Annotated in this window: 9 protein-coding genes; all 9 read right to left on the bottom strand. The window is 66.3% G+C overall.

What is annotated here, in order from left to right; all coding sequences use genetic code 11:
* Positions 1 to 131: 131 nt before the first annotated feature.
* The 9 genes from ABE546_RS05065 to ABE546_RS05105 all read right to left on the bottom strand — a co-directional run bounded on the left by ABE546_RS05065 (position 132) and on the right by ABE546_RS05105 (position 15,573).
* Positions 132 to 2,129 (bottom strand): acyltransferase family protein, encoded by a 1,998-nt coding sequence (locus ABE546_RS05065; RefSeq protein WP_346462855.1) that lies wholly within the window; start codon positions 2,127 to 2,129, stop codon positions 132 to 134.
* 202 nt (positions 2,130 to 2,331) lie between these two features.
* Positions 2,332 to 3,519, bottom strand: a complete 1,188-nt coding sequence (locus ABE546_RS05070; protein WP_346462856.1) for a hypothetical protein — start codon at positions 3,517 to 3,519, stop codon at positions 2,332 to 2,334.
* A 35-nt stretch (positions 3,520 to 3,554) separates the two neighbouring features.
* On the bottom strand, positions 3,555 to 6,026 hold the full coding sequence (locus ABE546_RS05075) for a TcfC E-set like domain-containing protein (RefSeq protein WP_346462857.1): 2,472 nt from the start codon (positions 6,024 to 6,026) through the stop codon (positions 3,555 to 3,557).
* 92 nt (positions 6,027 to 6,118) lie between these two features.
* Entirely contained in the window at positions 6,119 to 6,622 is a 504-nt protein-coding gene (locus tag ABE546_RS05080) for a CS1 type fimbrial major subunit (protein WP_346462858.1), read from the bottom strand.
* Between the two features lie 113 nt (positions 6,623 to 6,735).
* Positions 6,736 to 7,470 (bottom strand): CS1 fimbrial subunit B flags: Precursor, encoded by a 735-nt coding sequence (locus tag ABE546_RS05085; protein ID WP_346462859.1) that lies wholly within the window; start codon positions 7,468 to 7,470, stop codon positions 6,736 to 6,738.
* A gap of 642 nt (positions 7,471 to 8,112) precedes the next feature.
* Positions 8,113 to 11,304, bottom strand: a complete 3,192-nt coding sequence (locus ABE546_RS05090; protein WP_346462860.1) for an autotransporter outer membrane beta-barrel domain-containing protein — start codon at positions 11,302 to 11,304, stop codon at positions 8,113 to 8,115.
* A 153-nt stretch (positions 11,305 to 11,457) separates the two neighbouring features.
* Positions 11,458 to 12,366 carry a fimbrial protein gene (locus ABE546_RS05095; protein ID WP_346462861.1) on the bottom strand — a complete coding sequence of 303 codons (909 nt, stop codon included), beginning with the start codon at positions 12,364 to 12,366 and terminating at the stop codon, positions 11,458 to 11,460.
* Between the two features lie 124 nt (positions 12,367 to 12,490).
* The gene (locus tag ABE546_RS05100) at positions 12,491 to 13,000 is read right to left on the bottom strand and encodes a fimbrial protein (RefSeq protein ID WP_346462862.1); all 510 of its coding nucleotides are present in this window, start codon (positions 12,998 to 13,000) and stop codon (positions 12,491 to 12,493) included.
* A 32-nt stretch (positions 13,001 to 13,032) separates the two neighbouring features.
* Positions 13,033 to 15,573 (bottom strand): fimbria/pilus outer membrane usher protein, encoded by a 2,541-nt coding sequence (locus ABE546_RS05105; protein WP_346462863.1) that lies wholly within the window; start codon positions 15,571 to 15,573, stop codon positions 13,033 to 13,035.
* Positions 15,574 to 15,920 lie beyond the last annotated feature (347 nt).

The following is a 15,920-nucleotide window of genomic DNA, read 5'->3' on the forward strand; positions in this document are numbered from 1 at the left end:
AGGCCAATGCGCCGAGAGTGCCGCGCATACTGGCGCGTTGATCCTTACCGCATCCTCAACCCGGGGTGCTGCCGCCGGCGTGATGCGGGTTCATGGAACGGGTGCGGATGGCAGCCGGAGAGCACCCCGCTCTACGGCTGCCGGGCAGAGCCCGGCTTTACCGGGCGTGCGCGCTGGGTGATGTCGATCAGCGTGGTGCGGAAATCCGGCAGCAGTACGCGGTTGCCGTGACCGCTCAGGTGATCGTTGTCGAAGAACAGCGGCTGGTCACCGTCCATGGCCGAACACGTCTGCGCACCACACAACAGCGGTAGCGGATCCCAGATGTGCAACGACGGATAGCGGTCGCTCAACGCGGCCAGCAGTTCCAGCTGCGGTGCACGCAGCAGCTCCAGGTCGGCGCGCGCCATGTCCAGCCCGCCGGCACAGGCCGGATTCATCCGGTTGAATCTGTCCGTGCAGCGATACGCCCCCGCCTTGAACAGCGGCAACGGCGCATCCACCACCACGTGCACGCCCAGCCGCTGCAGCCGGTCCAGCACCTGCTCCGCCTCGGCGCGCGCAGCGGCGGCATCGGACGGCGTGCGCTCTGCCAGCATCTGCTGGAACACCACCGCATCGCCATTGCCCCAGTCGCGGCCGCGCAGTTCGGGCATGCGCAGCGATGCCAGCAGCACGATGTCGCCCGGTCGCGCCTGCGCCTCGATGCGCGACAGCGCCCGCTCGGCGAAGGACCAGCAGTCGGCCGGGGCCGCGCGCAGCAGATTGACGATGCCACACCCACCCTGATCGTCCTGGCGCACCTCCATGCCGGTCTGCCGCGCCACCATCGACGTCAGGGTGCGATACGCGGCGGCATGCGAGTCACCGGCGACGAACAGGCGGCGGCCGGCCAGCCCGGGCGCGTCCACCGGGTCAAGCGGCCGCCATGCCGGGTACTTGCGTGCCTGCCACGCGTAGCCGTCGCGGGTGCTGCTGAGCGATATCTGCTCGTGGAAGGTCACCATGCTCCAGGCCAGCAACGCGGCGCCGGCCACCACCGGCACCGCCATCGCAAGCACCCTGGCGGGGGCCTTTGCAGCCAGCGCGGGGGCGCGGCGCAACGGCACTTCCACCCAGCGGTAGGACGCCGAGGCCACCAGCAGAAGCAGGATCGGGTACAGCCACAGCGCTGCACCCTGAAGGCCGTAGGTCCAACGCAGCAGGACCAGCAGTGGCCAATGCCAGAGGTAGAGCGAGTACGAGATGCGGCCCAGGTAGGTCAGCGGCCCCCATGACAGCAACCGCGCGTACCCGGTTGTGGCGGCACCCTCGGCAGACACCGCGGCAAGCAGCAGCAGCGCGCCGATCACCGTGAGGGTCACCCCCGGGAATGGCAGCGGCAGCGACGGTGCCAGCACCACGCCTGCGCCCAACAGCGCCCCCCCTGGCCATGCCAGCCAACGTCCGCGCGGCGCACCGCCACGGGCCGTCATCCATTGATACAGCAGCGCGCCAGCGGCCAGTTCCCAGAAGCGCGCGGGCAGCAGATAGAAGGCAGTGGTGGGCGCAACGCGGCTTTGCCATGCCGCCAACACCAGAGACACCAGCGACACGACCGGAAGCAGCCAGCGCAACGAAGGGAAGCGCTGGCGACCGCGCAACCAGGCGATGAACAGCACGGGAAAGATCAGGTAGAACTGTTCCTCCACGCCCAACGTCCAGGTATGCAGGAACGGGTTGAGGTCCGCACCAGGCGAGAAGTAGCTGTCCTCTTGGCCGGCCAGCACGAAATTGCTCAAGCCAAGCAGCGCGGCCATGCCGGTCTGGTCGAACTGTTCATTGCGCCACGCTCGCGGAATCAGCAACGCCGACAGCACGAACGTGACCACCAGCATCAGCAGCAGCGCGGGCAACAGGCGCAGCACGCGGCGACGATAGAAATCGAGCAGCAACGTGCCCGGTGGCGTGTCGCCCCGTGCCGCCAGGGACTGGCTGATCACGAAGCCTGAAATGACGAAGAACAGGTCCACGCCGGTAAAGCCACCCGGCAGCAGCTGAGCATCGACGTGGAAGACGATGACGGCCAGCACAGCGAGCGCGCGCATGCCGTCAATGGCGGGGTTGTAGGAGCATCCAGGCGTGCGCATGTGGGTAGCCGAGCTGAGGTGGCCCACAGCATCACGGTCAGGGGGGATGCGGTTCAAAGGGCAAACGCGACAGCGCGCGCCGTCGTTTCGCTGCGGTATGGGTTGGCCTGCGGCTGCGTATTCGCAGGCCCCTATGCAAACCTCCCTGCTCATTGGCGGGAGGGCCGCGACCGAATGGGGTGCATGTGGTATTGGCGTGGACTCAAGGGTTTGCGTCGAACACCACCGTCATCTGCCCGTCCCACCGCGAGCCAGGCAGCTGCACCATCGCCTCCACCGCGGCGCGGTTGGCCGTGAATCGTAGCGTCGAGCGGCGCTGCGTCAGGTACCCATCGGGGGTGAAGCGCGGCGCCCGTGCGTCGTCCGGCAGCAGCGGCGTGTCCTGTGCGGGGCGCCCGTCCTTCAGATTGCGCATGCCCGGGATGGTCACCTCCACGTCTACCGGCACCACCACGTCATGGGCTGCATTGCGGATGCCGCAGCCACCGCCAGCCGCGTGTTCGCAGCGCAGCTTCATGCTGAAATCCATCGACGAGGTGAGGTGGAACGGCAGCTCCTGGCGCAGCCGCGCAGGAACCTTGGCGTGGTCGGTCCACTGCGACCAGCCACCATCGGGCACCAGCTGCACGCGCGGCGATTCGCTGGCAAAGCGCACCTGGAAATCATGTATCACATCGAACACGAAGTTCATCCGGATCGCCGTGGTGCCGGTGATGTTGTCGCCCAGGTCGATGTCGGCATCGGCGCCACCGGTGGTCCAGGTTTCCTGCGCCGTATAGCGGCCATCCTGCAGGGTCATCGCATTGGGAAGTGCCACCTGAATGCCGATGCCGACGTTGCGGTAGGCGTAGGTACGCCCCCCCCTTCCCTGGTTGCTGTAACACGCCTGTGGGTTGCCCGGATCACGGACGCCCCAGCCGCCGTTGGACCACCCCCGCCCACCGGCACCCCGGATCGCGGTGCAGCCACCGCTGATGCCGTGGTACCACGGATCCGCCCCACCCCCGAAGTTCAATCGCAGGGAAATGGCGACAAAGCTGATCTCCGCGTCGAACGTACGCCCGGTGGTGACATCCTGCAACGTGATCGTGCGCGGCGCCGGAAAGCGCACATACGTCGTGTCGCGCTGCGCCGTGCCGGTCTGCGGGCCCGACTTGCGCCAGTACTCCCCTCCCCCCAGATCAAAGATGTAGGCCCCCTGCTGGGCACATTGCGTTGGCCGCCAATTGCAGAAGGCACCGCGTGGCGTGGTGTTTTCGAATGCCGTATTGCCGGGGTTCAACGCGTTCGGCCTGAACTGGCCGGTGACGGTCACTTCGCGCACCTGGGCGGCCACCGGGGCAGCCAGCAGGGCAAGCAACATCGCGATCAGCAACAGGCTGGATTTCATGTCAGCTACCTGCAGACGTACATGGGGAGAAAAACTCATTGCGCAGCGACCGGTGTGGGGCAACGCACCCCGCCCACCATCAACAGGTCGCCTTCGCGCGGGTAGCTGGCCTGCTCCATCACCAGTTCACAACGGGTGAGGTTGGGGTAGCGCAGTTCCACCACCGGCGCGCGTGCACTCAGTTCAAGGGTGAAAAATCCATCGTCCTGGCTCACGCTGCGCCCGGCGTGGTTGATCACCTGCACGCCACGCACCCCGCGGCCATCGGCATCCACGACCTGGCCCAATACGGTGAAGGTGCGCAGCACATCCACCGTGGCGTGCATCACCCCGCCCTTGTTGAGGTGGTAGTCGAGCGCGGCCGGCTGCAGGGTGGCCGCCGGGGCCGTGCGGCCGTCGAAATCGATCTGCACCTGGCCGGCGCGGTAGGCGCTGACCGGCACGAAGTTGCGGCCCGGCCGCAGCACCACGCTGCCGCTGCGGCTGTCGTCGGCGCGTAGAACGACATCGGGGACGTCGCTGCGCACGTCCACGATGATGCCGGTGTCCACCGCACCGCTGCGGCCCTGGCCAATGACCGCCACGTGGCCGCCGCCGAACGCCACGGTGCTGTCCAGGTTGGCACTGCCGCTCAGTTGGCCGCTGCCCGCCGCGCGGTACAGCTGCGCATCACCTTCCAGCACTGCATGCTGCAGGTAGGCACCGGCACCGGCGCCTACGCCGCCGCGGTCCGCACCCACGGTGCCGGTCACGCTGCGCAGCACCGGGCCATCCAGGTGCTGGCTGACGGTGGCGGCGAGGTACCCATCGCGCTGCCCGTTGTCCCCGGTTCGGCTGCCCAGGCTGCCACTGTAGCTGCGGCGATCACTGCCCAGCGCAAGGCTCACCGTCAGGTCGATGCCGCGTTGGCGGTGGTAGCCGGTATGGCGATTGCCCGGACGGTCGTGGGCGGATACGCGCCAGTTCACGTCATGTCGCCCGAACAGTGTTTCGCGGCGGCCGTAGGACACGTCGATGCCGGTGCCACGGGTGAATCCGCTCGAGCGCGCGATACGCACGCTGGCCGTATCGCGGTGGCTGAAACGGTGGGTGATCGACACCGCCGTGGTGTCCTGCCAGCCGCCCTGGCGTTCCCATCGCGGCGCGAGCCCGGCGCCTGGCGCCACGCGGTGGCGTTGTTCGGCCCAACCGCGCGCGTGACTGGCCACGACCGACCCGGCCCGGTAGCGATACAGGCCCTGCAGGTCCAGGCCGCGCCCCCTGTCTGTGGCGGTGTACAGGTTGGTGTAAGCACTCAGCGCACTGCTGGCCTGCCAGTCCATCGACAGCCCGGCCGCACGGCGTTGCCCGATCTGCTGCACGGTGGCACCGGCCACCGCACGCGGATGCACCAGGTAATTGACCACCGCGCCGGCGGCCACCTTGCCGCTGTCCGCATCGCTGCTGCTGCCGAGCAGGCCGCGCTGCTGGCCGGCGAACGCGCTGTAGCGCCAGCGCCGCGTCGGGTCGCGCCAGCGGCTGGGCTTGTGGATGGTGGCCGCCTCGCGCGAGGCTTCGCGTCCGTCCACCACCACGCGCAGGTCCACCTCGTAGATACCGCCCGGCAAGCGCCGTGTATCGATTTCCTGGATCCCCGGCCTGACGGCTTGGGTGGACAACAGCACGCCATCGCGCAGGACCTCCACCACCCCGTCGCGACTGGCGGTGACATGGACCGGGTACATGCTGGCGCTGCGGGTATCGGCCAGCAGGATGTCCGACGAGCCGACCATGACGCCCAACGCAGTGTCGTTCTGCGTACCGGGTGCGCGCGGCTGGCGGATCACCCCTTCGAAGGTGGGCAGGAAGTAGCCGGCGCGCACGAAGTGGTCGCCCAGCTCGCGTTGTGCGTACAACGCGCTGAGGTAGTGGTCGGCGCGGCCAGGCTGCGCATGGTACTGGTAGCTGCCCAGCGTGCTCCAGCGACCCAGGCTGCCACGCAGCTCGGCGCTGTAGCGGGTGGCCGTGGGCTGGTCCTGGCCCCCGTGCACGGCCAGGCTGTTGCGCAGGATCAGGCCGCGGCTGCCCCCCTCGGGCTGGGCAACGTGGCGGTCCTCGCCCCGCGCGCCGCCCGGGGTAAGCAGGCTGAGCAGCGAATTGGAGAGACTGTAATGCAGCGCCGACAGCCCGCGGCAGGCTTCGTGGCAGACGCCCAGTGGCAACGGCTCGGCCAGCTGCGTCGCCCAGCGTGCACGTTCACTCGGTGGCAGGCGGCTGTCATGGCTGTCGACGAAGTCCACCACCTGCACGCGGTTGTCGTCGTGCAGCACCACCTCGGCATCGCCGAGGTACTGCCCGTCCAGCTCCACGCGGACCGTGAGCGGGGTGCCGAACAGATGCGCGCGGAATTCGGCCGGCATTCGCTCGCGCTGTTCCAGAAGGCTGGGCAGCTCATCCGGTGCCAGGCCCCCGGCCTGCGAGGACGCGGCAACGACAATGGCACCGATGGCGACGGTCAACCGGGCCAAGGGCGGGCATGCGCGAGGGCGCCTGGGAAACATGGTGCGTTCTCCGGCCTCCCTGCCGCATCCGTGGATGCGGCAGGGAGCGCCTGCAGGGCTCACGGATCGGCGATATCACTTTCGAAGATCATGTGGAACTGGCCGCCATAGCTGCCCTGTTTGTAGCCACCGGCCGGCACCGTCGGGGCGATGGCAAAGGCCAGCGATTTGCCAGCGGCCGCCTGCGCCGCGTTGGCGACGGTGAGCTTCGTGCCGCCCGCAACCGGCACGGCCACGTTGTCCAGCTTCACCACCAGGTCCACGACATCGGCAGCCGACGCCATCTGCGCCGGGGCCGACAGGTAGGCGGTGATGGCGGCCGACGACTTGACGTTGATGACACGGCCGGTCAGTTCACCCAGTACCTGGCGCGCGGTATCCCATGGCAGGTTCTGCGGCAGGCCTTCCCAGCCATCGGGCGTGGATACCTGCAGACCGGCGGTGTTGGGCACGTCGGCCGTGACGTTCACGGTGATCGACTTGGTTTCGATGGCGGCGTGGCTCAGCGCCGGGGCCAGCAGCGCGGCGGTGGCGGCCGCCAACGCGTAGGTTTTCAAGGACATGGTGTTGCTCCTGGAAGTGTGGATGGATACAAGACGCCAGGACGTGGGCACAGCACCCCCTGCGGGTGCCTGGCGGACCCGATGGGGCATGAACAGCGGGAGGAACGGAACGGTCAGCGGCGCGAATCGATACCGCGCTGGCTGCCGCCTTCCTTCAGGTCGTAGCGGAGGAACCGGCCGTCGGCCAGTTGCAGCGCGTAGGAGCGCCCGGGCCGGACGTGGACGATGATGCCGGGCGTGCAGGTGTCCGGGCGGGTGCGCTCGCACTGGCGAAGGTTGTCCAGCACCACGGTGGCGTTGCCGTGGTTGTACACGCGGTCATCCTGCAGGCGGGTGTCGTAGTGCGCGTGTTCTGGGGGGATGAACAGGATCGTGCCGTAGCCGGTGAACATGCGGATGGACGCGTTCAATTCCGCCGCTTCCTGCGCCTGTTCTTCGCTGAGCGAGAATTCCTCGGCACTGGGTGCCACCGGGATGAAGCGCAACCGGTAATAACGTTCCTGGTCACGTGCGCCGCGATAGACCAGGCGCGTGGCCTGTTGGCCGTTGCCGGCGATGATCAGGCGGCTGGGGCTGGCGATGACACCGTGCGCGCCAGGGGCGTTGCGTACCAACGCCGCGCCGTCCACCGGCGTTTCACTGGCCTGTCCTTCCGCATCGAAGTGCATCTGGGTCACTTCCACGCGCACGTAGGCCGTGGCGTCACCGGTGTTGCGGATGCGCTTGAGCAGATTGCTGTGCGTGGGTTCCAGGTAGTCGAACAGCGGCCCGACGCTGATCTGCGGTGTCGCGGCGGCGACCGGCAAGCAGAGCGTGGACAGCAGCAGGGCAATGAGGAGGCGTGGCATGACGCAGCTCGCGTTGGAGAGCGCACAGTCTGTGCACTCGCCCCCAGGGCGACCATGCAATTAGTTGCAAATGCAAATATCTATCGATTGCATTGATGCGGTGGATCACCATGCGATGTCGCGGCAATCGGCAGCGCCGTCATGGTGGGCCGAGTTCTCTGGACGCTCCTGCATGTTCCCCCGGGACGCAGCACGTGACGGGGCGATCCGGCGCACTCATGTCGCGCATGGGCAGGACGCAACCGAGGTCTGCTCATCACCGTCGGCGATGACCTGCTGTGCGTGTGCGCGGGCAGGAATTGCAGCGGCAAGCGCGGCGGCGAGGGCCAGAGCCAACGCCGAGTAATGGAGGTGGTGGGATCGCATGTTCAAGGTCTCCTTTGTCGAGACCGGCATGGTGGATGTCGCGTTGCGCCCCCACCATTCAATTAGTTGCAATGTTGAATACGACATTGCACCGCACATGCGACATTAATCTTCGTGAAAGAGATGATTCTTCAGCGCACCCGTGCTGCACGCGCACATTGCACCTTGACGGAGTGCCCCCAAAGAGTGACGCCGACAACGGCAGGCGTCGCACCTCTCAACCGTCGGGATCGGATTCCATTGCCAAGCAATGGATCACGCCTCCGGCGCTGCCAATCACCAGGCCATGCGCACGCCCAACTGCCCGGCCACGCTTCGATAGTCGTCATCGCCCCGTTGCACCGTTGCACTGCCCCATGCGGCCCAGCGCGTTCCCAACTGAAGCTCCGCGCCTGCCTGCACCTCATAGCGATTGCGCGGCACATCGGCGCCCAACGTCTCGCCGTTGAAGTCCAGGCTGTTGGTACGCGGTCCACGCAGCCAGTTCAGCGCCACGAAAGGCTGAACGACGGCGCTGCCCTGATTGCCACGCCCAAACAGGCGAAGACCTGCCCGTCCTTCCCAGCCCCCCGCCTGATCGTTGTCCACGACCGTACCGGTCGCTTCAACATGACGATCTGCACGATAGTGCACATGCTCCAGCTGCACCTGGGGCTGCAGATATAGGGTGGATCCCGCGCCCTTCCACACAGGCACCGTGTATCCGGCTTCAAGCGAACCCAGCGTGGCGCGCGAATCATAGGTTTCCCGGGCGAGACCATCGCCCTGCACCCGGTTGTCAAAGCGCGCGAACTGGATGCTGGCATCCAGATACAGTCCGTTGCCCTGCACCGGATTCTGCCGCCAGGTGCTGTAGACACCGGCTGCGGTACCACGGAGGCGTGCCTTGGCCTGATACTCCGTCAGGTCCGAGGTAACGTCATGGCTACCGTAGCCAGCGCCCAGCATCACGCCAAGATTCCAGCCATCGGTGTGCAGCAGGTCACCGCCCAGCTGCACCACCGATGTGCCGCCTCTTACCGACAGCTGCCCACCCAGCGTGGTGAACTGCGGCTGCTGCCGCACCACACGCACCCACGCATTGCGCCCTTGTGCGAACACCGGCTCACCCACACGGTCATGCAATCGATGCTGGAACATGCCCAGCGCCGCCACCTGATTGGCCAGGTAGGCTCCCGGCTCGGGCCGCAGCACGGGCTCTGGCTCTGGCTCTGGCTCAGGATCCGGATCCGGATCCGGATCTGGTCCGGGGCCCGGATCCACTGGCTTGCAACCCGGCGCGTCCGGATCCACCTCGCAGGGATCGCTGGCCACCGAACGCAGATACCAGTTTCCTTCTCCACCGGTCACACCGCCCTTGTGCAGGAAATACTCATGTAGACCGGCCACGGCCCGGCCCACCAGGGTATAGGTCGCCAGTGAGGCGCCATCCACCGCGATCAGCTCAATGCCATCTGTCGTTGCCGCACCGGCGCCCCCGGCGTTCACCACGCGGATGCCCGCATCACCTTGTGTATCGCCCTGCACATGGATGTGACCCAGCGCCGAATCATCGCCGCCCAGCGCACCGCTGAACTGGAAGGTCGCGCCGCTGCTGTCCAGATCACCGGTGATCGTGAGCGTGCTCATGCCGCCTGCACCATCGCCACTGAGCAGCAGGCTGCTGTCGCTGACGCCCAGCGAGTCGATTGTTGACGCCCCTCGCAGCACCCACTGGCTTGCGCCATCAAGCGTCACGTCCTCGGCGAGCACCGTGCCCCCTGTCCACAGCGAGGCGTCCGAGAGAGCCACCTGCACCTGTGACTGGGGTAGCAGCCCGGCCGCCACGTCATCAGGATGCAGCGCTACATCGCCCTCCATCTGCGCACCGTCCTGCAGACGCACGTTGAAGGGCCCTGCCACCGCCGCATCCAGCGCAAGTGCAATGCCGTTGCCACCGGCCAGCCGCGCGCCGTTGGCCAACACCAGCTCACTGTCACGACTGCTGCGCAACCACAGACCACCGCCCTGGGTGCTTGCCAGTGAACCGCCATCCATCGTCAAGCGGCCGTTGTCCTCGATACGGGCCGCCCAGGCATCCGCCCCTTCCGTGCGAACGTCCGTGTTGGTCAGCGCCAGCCGTCCTCGTGACAACACACCGGTCGCGCCCGCGCCCTGGGTCAGCACTTGGCTATTGGTCATAGTGACTGTTGCGCCACCGCGTACAACCACGCCGGCGGCGTCCGCCCCCCGAGTGCGGATGACAAGATCGTTGGCGGTGACGACCGTATTGAAGCCGGAGATGCGCACGTCCACATACAGACCATGGCTGCTGTCACCAGCGGAATCGATCTGCACATTGTCCAAGGTTGCCGTACCCGCCCGAAGATCCATGCCGACGGCGCTGTCAGCCTGGGTCGCCACGGTGCTGTCTTGCATGGACAAGATCGAATCCTGGAACATCCGCACGGCAGTCTGGTTGAGACTTGAAAAGACTGCCCCCTGCACCGTCGCCGACGTGCTCAAGCCATTCACGTCCAAAGCAATCTGATCAGCACTTACGCTGCCACCGGTCAGGTTCAGCCGGGCCCCGTCGCGCAGGATGATGCCGCTGTACGCCTCGATCTGCACGTCACGCAGCGTGGTCTGGCCACCGGCCAGGTCAACTGCCCGGCTCCCTGCGCCCAACGCACGGATACTCCCACCGGCCATGTCGACCCGACCACCCGCGCCGAGACCCACCGAATCCGTTCCCCGCATGTCGATATCGATATTGAGCAGGCTGGCCTGCGAACCCACCTGTGCTACCACGCCCAGCCCGATGCCTCCTCCCGGCACGTCGTGTACCACCCGGCTGTCGGTCAGCTGCACAATACCACCGGCATCGGCCAGCACCACGGTACTGCCTGCCGCGCGGCTGAGCAGCGTGGCATCGCTGACAATGGCGAAGGACTCAATGCCGCCCTGCCCGGTGGCGCGCACAGCGTTGGCGTTGCTGCCCTCCACCACGACCTGTCCGCCGCGGAACGTCAGCTCGCCCAACCCGCTGGCATACAGACCATGGGCACTCAGGCCACGGACAAGGATATCGCCTGCGGAAAGGGTCACCCGTGCACCCTGTGCCACAACACCATGGCTTCGCTCGCCGCTGGTTTCCACTGTCACGTTGGACGCCTCCAGTTCACCACCACCGACAGCCGCCAGGCCCCACGCGTCCGCGCCAGTGGTGGACACATCGGCCCCGGCCAGGGTGATCCGGCTACCGGGGCCATCTGCATAGGCACCGGCATCGCCGGTGCCACTGGTCCGCAGGACGACGGCCCCCAACGGAATGATGCTGCCACTGTTGAGGGCATGGAAGGCGTGCCCAGTGGTCGTCTGGTAGGTGCCCGCCGGTGGCGTTTCCTGGGTGCCATCGGCCACCACCTGTTGGGCAGCGGCAGGGAGCGACTGAAGCACGCTGGCCAGTGACAGACCCAGCGCATGCAACGCGTATCGACGCCTGTACATGACAGCCTCCACGAGTGGAAAACCCGGCATATGGCGGAACCAACGGCTGCAGCACATCAGGGTGCACGCCGCGGCGATACGATCATTCGCAGCCGGTGATGCCATCGTGAAGGCGGCGCGATGCCAGGTGCCTCACCAGTAATCAACGTTCAGTACTGCCTCGCCCTTGATGGTGCCGGGCACCAGCGCTTCATTGGTGCGGATGTAGCGCGCGGTGAACTGGTGATCGTGCACGCCACCCACGCCCGGATCGAACTCCCAGGTCTGGCCGAACTGCACTTCGGCACCACCGCGCAGCAACTGCACGCGCACGCCCTCGGCATCGGAATCGGCGGTGGGGGTCAGCTGGCTGCCGGTGTTGCCCGCATCGCCGGCGTCGCTGAGGGTCATGCGTGCACGCGGCGGATCCACGCCGCAGTCCATGCGGATCGCGACCAGCTTCTCTTTCGCGGTGGAACCGGGGACGGCAAGCTCCGCCGTCTGCACGTCCTGCAGGGTTTCGGCCTTGTCCTGCAGTGGGCAGGTGACTGCAGGGAAGGTGAAACTGTGATCCAGGGTTAGCTCACCATCCAGGTGTGGGAACCTGGCGACATTCCAGACCAGGCGACCGGTGCTGGCGTAGGAACGCATGCGTCCACCGCGTGAGAAGTACTGGGGACGAAGGTTGAAGGTCGCATTGAAGGTTGGGACAGACGACATGGCGCCGACCCTGTAAGGGTAGGTAATTCCGGGCCGCATCGGCAGCTCCGGGAATCCGACAACCTGCTGGAACAGGAAGATCATCAAGGGCGCCTCCGGGTTGGCCTCAAACGCGGGATAGGTGATTCCCTTGAAGGTTATTTCACCCACGTACGTCATTCCGGGCATCTCAAACCTCACATCCACGTCGAAGGGGTCGTACTGCACACATCCGTCGAACGTAAATGCCCAGGCCAATTGCCCCATATGGCGCTCGCGATCCGTCGGATAGGTGTCGATGACCTTGTGCTCGGTGCGGGGGACGTGCCATTCCTTCACGCAGGCCTGCGCTGCGTCGGCCATGCCCAGTCCGGCCAGCAGTGCGATGGCGCAGGCGTGCCACCGATGGCCACGGCGAGGTGTTGCCTTCTGCTTGTCGTTGAACATCATCATCAGCTGTCTCCAGTTCGCTTGAAGGTGAGAAAACTCACTCGTAGTCAGCGGTCACCACAATCTCGGTGGACACATCACCGGCGCTCAGCACCGCACCGGTCGGTGCGTAATAGGCCGCCCGCAGGTCGTAGCGCGCGGTGGCGCCGGTCACCGGCACATCGATGCCGGTGTCGCCGTCCTTCAGATAGGTGGTGCCGGTGGTGCCCGACAGCAGCGAAATCGACACACCGTCGGCGGCATCGGTGGCAGCCGTGTTCTTCCAGTGGTCTGCATCGCCATCGGCCGCGGTACCGGCGAACGACAGCACCGCCTTGCTGACACCCACACAGCCGGTGAACTCCAGCGCGCCGGCCTTGATCTGGCTGTCCTGCCCGGGCGTCAGGTCGCTGGCTTTGACATCGTCCAGATCGATCGGTGCGGCGGTGAGCGTGCAGGTGCCCGGCAGCACCCGGCCGGTGATGGTCAGGGTGGCGGTATCGGCCAGGGCCAGCGGCGCAGCGGCCAGCAGCACAGTGGACAAGGTGAGTCGGTTGATCAGGTTCATGGGGTACTCCAAGGTGAAAGAAGAGGTCGGGATCAGGGGGTTGATTCGCTTGCTGCATCCAGCGCAGCCTGCAGGCCGGGGCTTGGCTTACGCAGCGGCGTGCACACTGCCTGGCTCCACGACAGCCCATAGGCATCAGGCGCATCGGGGGTGCTGTACTGCAGGCGGCAACGGTTGGGGCCTTCAGGGTCGACAATCAGCTCGCCCTGCTCCGGTGCACCGCGCAGCTGGATCACGCCGCCCTGGCCAACCGCACCGTAGGCACGGCCGCTGTCGTCCTCGATGCGCGCGGCAAACGGCAACGGTTGGCCTAGCGCATCGGTGGCGTCGATGAACAGCGTGCGTTCGCGCTTGGCATTGAACGCCACGCGCACGATGCTGCCCGCGGTCGGCGCGATCCGCTGCGAGGTCTGCATCAGTTCCACGTCCATCGGCAGGCCCGACGGGTCCAGTTCGATCTGGTTCCAGCGGTAGGGGCTGACATGCGGCAGCAGCGCGTAGCCATTGCGGCCGATGCGGACATCATCGCCATAGCCGATGCGCGCACCCTGCGCACCGTCGGCCTGCACCAGCGCAAAGCCATCACCCACCGGTGCGCCGAAGTTGATGCCATCGCGGTGCAGCACCACGCTGCCGGCCGCGCTGGCGTTCACGGCGCTGTAGTCGCCCGATCGGCTGTAGCCGGCGGTCACCGTGCCGTGGCCACCACGATAGGTGGCATATGCGTTGGTGCTGCGTTGGCCACCGCTGCCGTCACTGGCGCCCACGCTGTAGCTGAGCTGCTGCGATTCGCCCAGCGTGCCGCTCAGGCCCAGCTGGCCCTGTTCGCCACGGGCAGAATGGGCCAGCTGCGTGCTCAGGCGGGGCGCACGCGGCGCGGTCCCCAGCGGAATGCTGACGCTGGCGGTGTAGCGGGTGTCCTGGTGCCCATCATTCAGCCGGTAGCGCATCGCCGACAGGCTGTAGGTGGCACGACCAATGCTGCTCTGGAAGCGCAGCTGCAGGTCGTTCTGCTTCGGCGCGTCGCCCCAGTAGCGCACGTGGCCACCACTGAGCGACAGGCTGCTGCGCTCGCCCAGGCGCTGCGAGAAGTTCACCTGGAAGCGCTGGCGCGCGCGGCCGCTGTGGCCCCAGTCGTCGCTGCGCGACAGCGCGAAGTCGTTCAGGGTCATGTAGCCGCGCGTGCTGTAACGGTGCGCAGCCAATCCGAAGTTGGTACCGGTGGCCGCGACGTAGCGCTGGTAGTTCAACCGGAAGCTGTTGCCGGTCACCTGTTCGCCGTTACCCATACGCGCACGCGAGTGGGTCACGTCTGCACCGAATGCACCGATCGGCGTATTGACTGCGCCACCGAACAGCGCGGCCTGGAAATCTTCGGCAACCTGCACGCCGCCCAGTGCGGTGAAGTGGTTGCTGATGCCACGCGCGTAAGTGCCTTCGGCGAACCGCAGTGCCTCGCGCTCGCCACGCGCATCGCGCAGCTCACCCGCGGTGGCACTGAAGCGGCTGGCGCCGGGGCGCAGTGCCTGCGGCACGGCCGAGAAGTTCACGGTGAAGCGCTGGGTGCGGCCATCGGCTTCGGTAACGGTGACCTCCAGATCGCCACCGAAGTTGGTGGGATACAGGTCTTCGATGGAGAACGGCCCGGGCGCCACGCTCACTTCATGGATGATGTTGCCGTTCTGACGGATGGTCACCAGGGCATTGCCTTCGGCAATACCCTGCACCACCGGCGCAAAGCCGCGCAGCGAGTCGGGCAGCATGCGTTCATCGCTGGCTACGCGCGCACCGGTGAACGACAGTGATTCAAACAGCTCGCCCCCGGTATTGCCCTGGCCCAGCAGCAGCTGGCTGTTCCAGGCCGGCAGGTCGCGTTGCAGGTAACTGTTGATCACATCGTGGCGGGTGCCGTAATCGGTGTGGCTGAAGGACGCGCGATGGCGCAGCCGCCAGGCGCCCAGGTTCACGCCGGTATTCAAGCCCAGATAGGTCGCGGTCTGGCCTTGGGCACGGTTGTGATTGATGTTGTAGTCGAAGAACGCAGCAGTGACACCGTAGTCGCGCTGATCCGGCGCCACGTAGCCGCGTGCATTGCGCGCCTGTGCAGCCTGCGGCACGTTCACCAGCAACTGCAGGTTGCCCGCATCGAATTCCACGGTGGCGCCTTCCACCAGCGTAGGCAATGCAATGCAGCCCTCTGCATCTTCCTGCAGATCGGCCAGGTAGCTGTCCTTCAGATTCAAGCGACCCAGCAGCGCCATGGGCAGGCAAGGCGTGGCACCCATCGGCGCCGGTGCCTCGACAAAGCGGATGTCGCGGTTCTCCAGGAACTGCCCGTTCACCACCACGTCCAGCGGATAGTCACCTGGCTCCATCGGATTGCCCTGCGCATAGCGCTGCATGTCGATGGCCTTGCCGCCAATCAGGAACCCTTCGCTGAATTGCAGCGGCTCACCGTCGCCGGCATGGGCGTGGCTGGCCACTGCCATGGCCATCGCAACGGCAATGGCCACGCCCAGCGGACGGCTGATCAGGCGGCAATGATTGCGGCAAGGGAAGGCACGCTTTTGCATGGCTAACGTCACTCGATGAGGCCAAAGCCGACATCGCTCGTAGTCGAAGTGGGCCGAAGCGTAGACAGCCCCCCGCCGCCTTCCCATGCAATTTGTTGTAAAGCGACAACACGGAACGAAAAGACGCGGGGTTCCGTGAATGCACCGTTTCATACCGATTCAGTGTTGTTTTCACGATGCAACGATGGTCAATCGAATGCGTTGCAGATCACGCGCCTCCTGCCTTCGATCGACTGTCGCAGGGTCGAATGTCCTTTCCTGACTGCGCGCTTTACCGCAAGCACGAACCCGCACATTGCACAAGCACCTTGCAACTAATTGCATGTCCCCGGTGGGCATGCCCGGGA

Origin of the sequence: Stenotrophomonas sp. TWI377, assembly GCF_039674525.1 — a bacterium.
In the GTDB taxonomy this organism is placed as follows: domain Bacteria; phylum Pseudomonadota; class Gammaproteobacteria; order Xanthomonadales; family Xanthomonadaceae; genus Stenotrophomonas.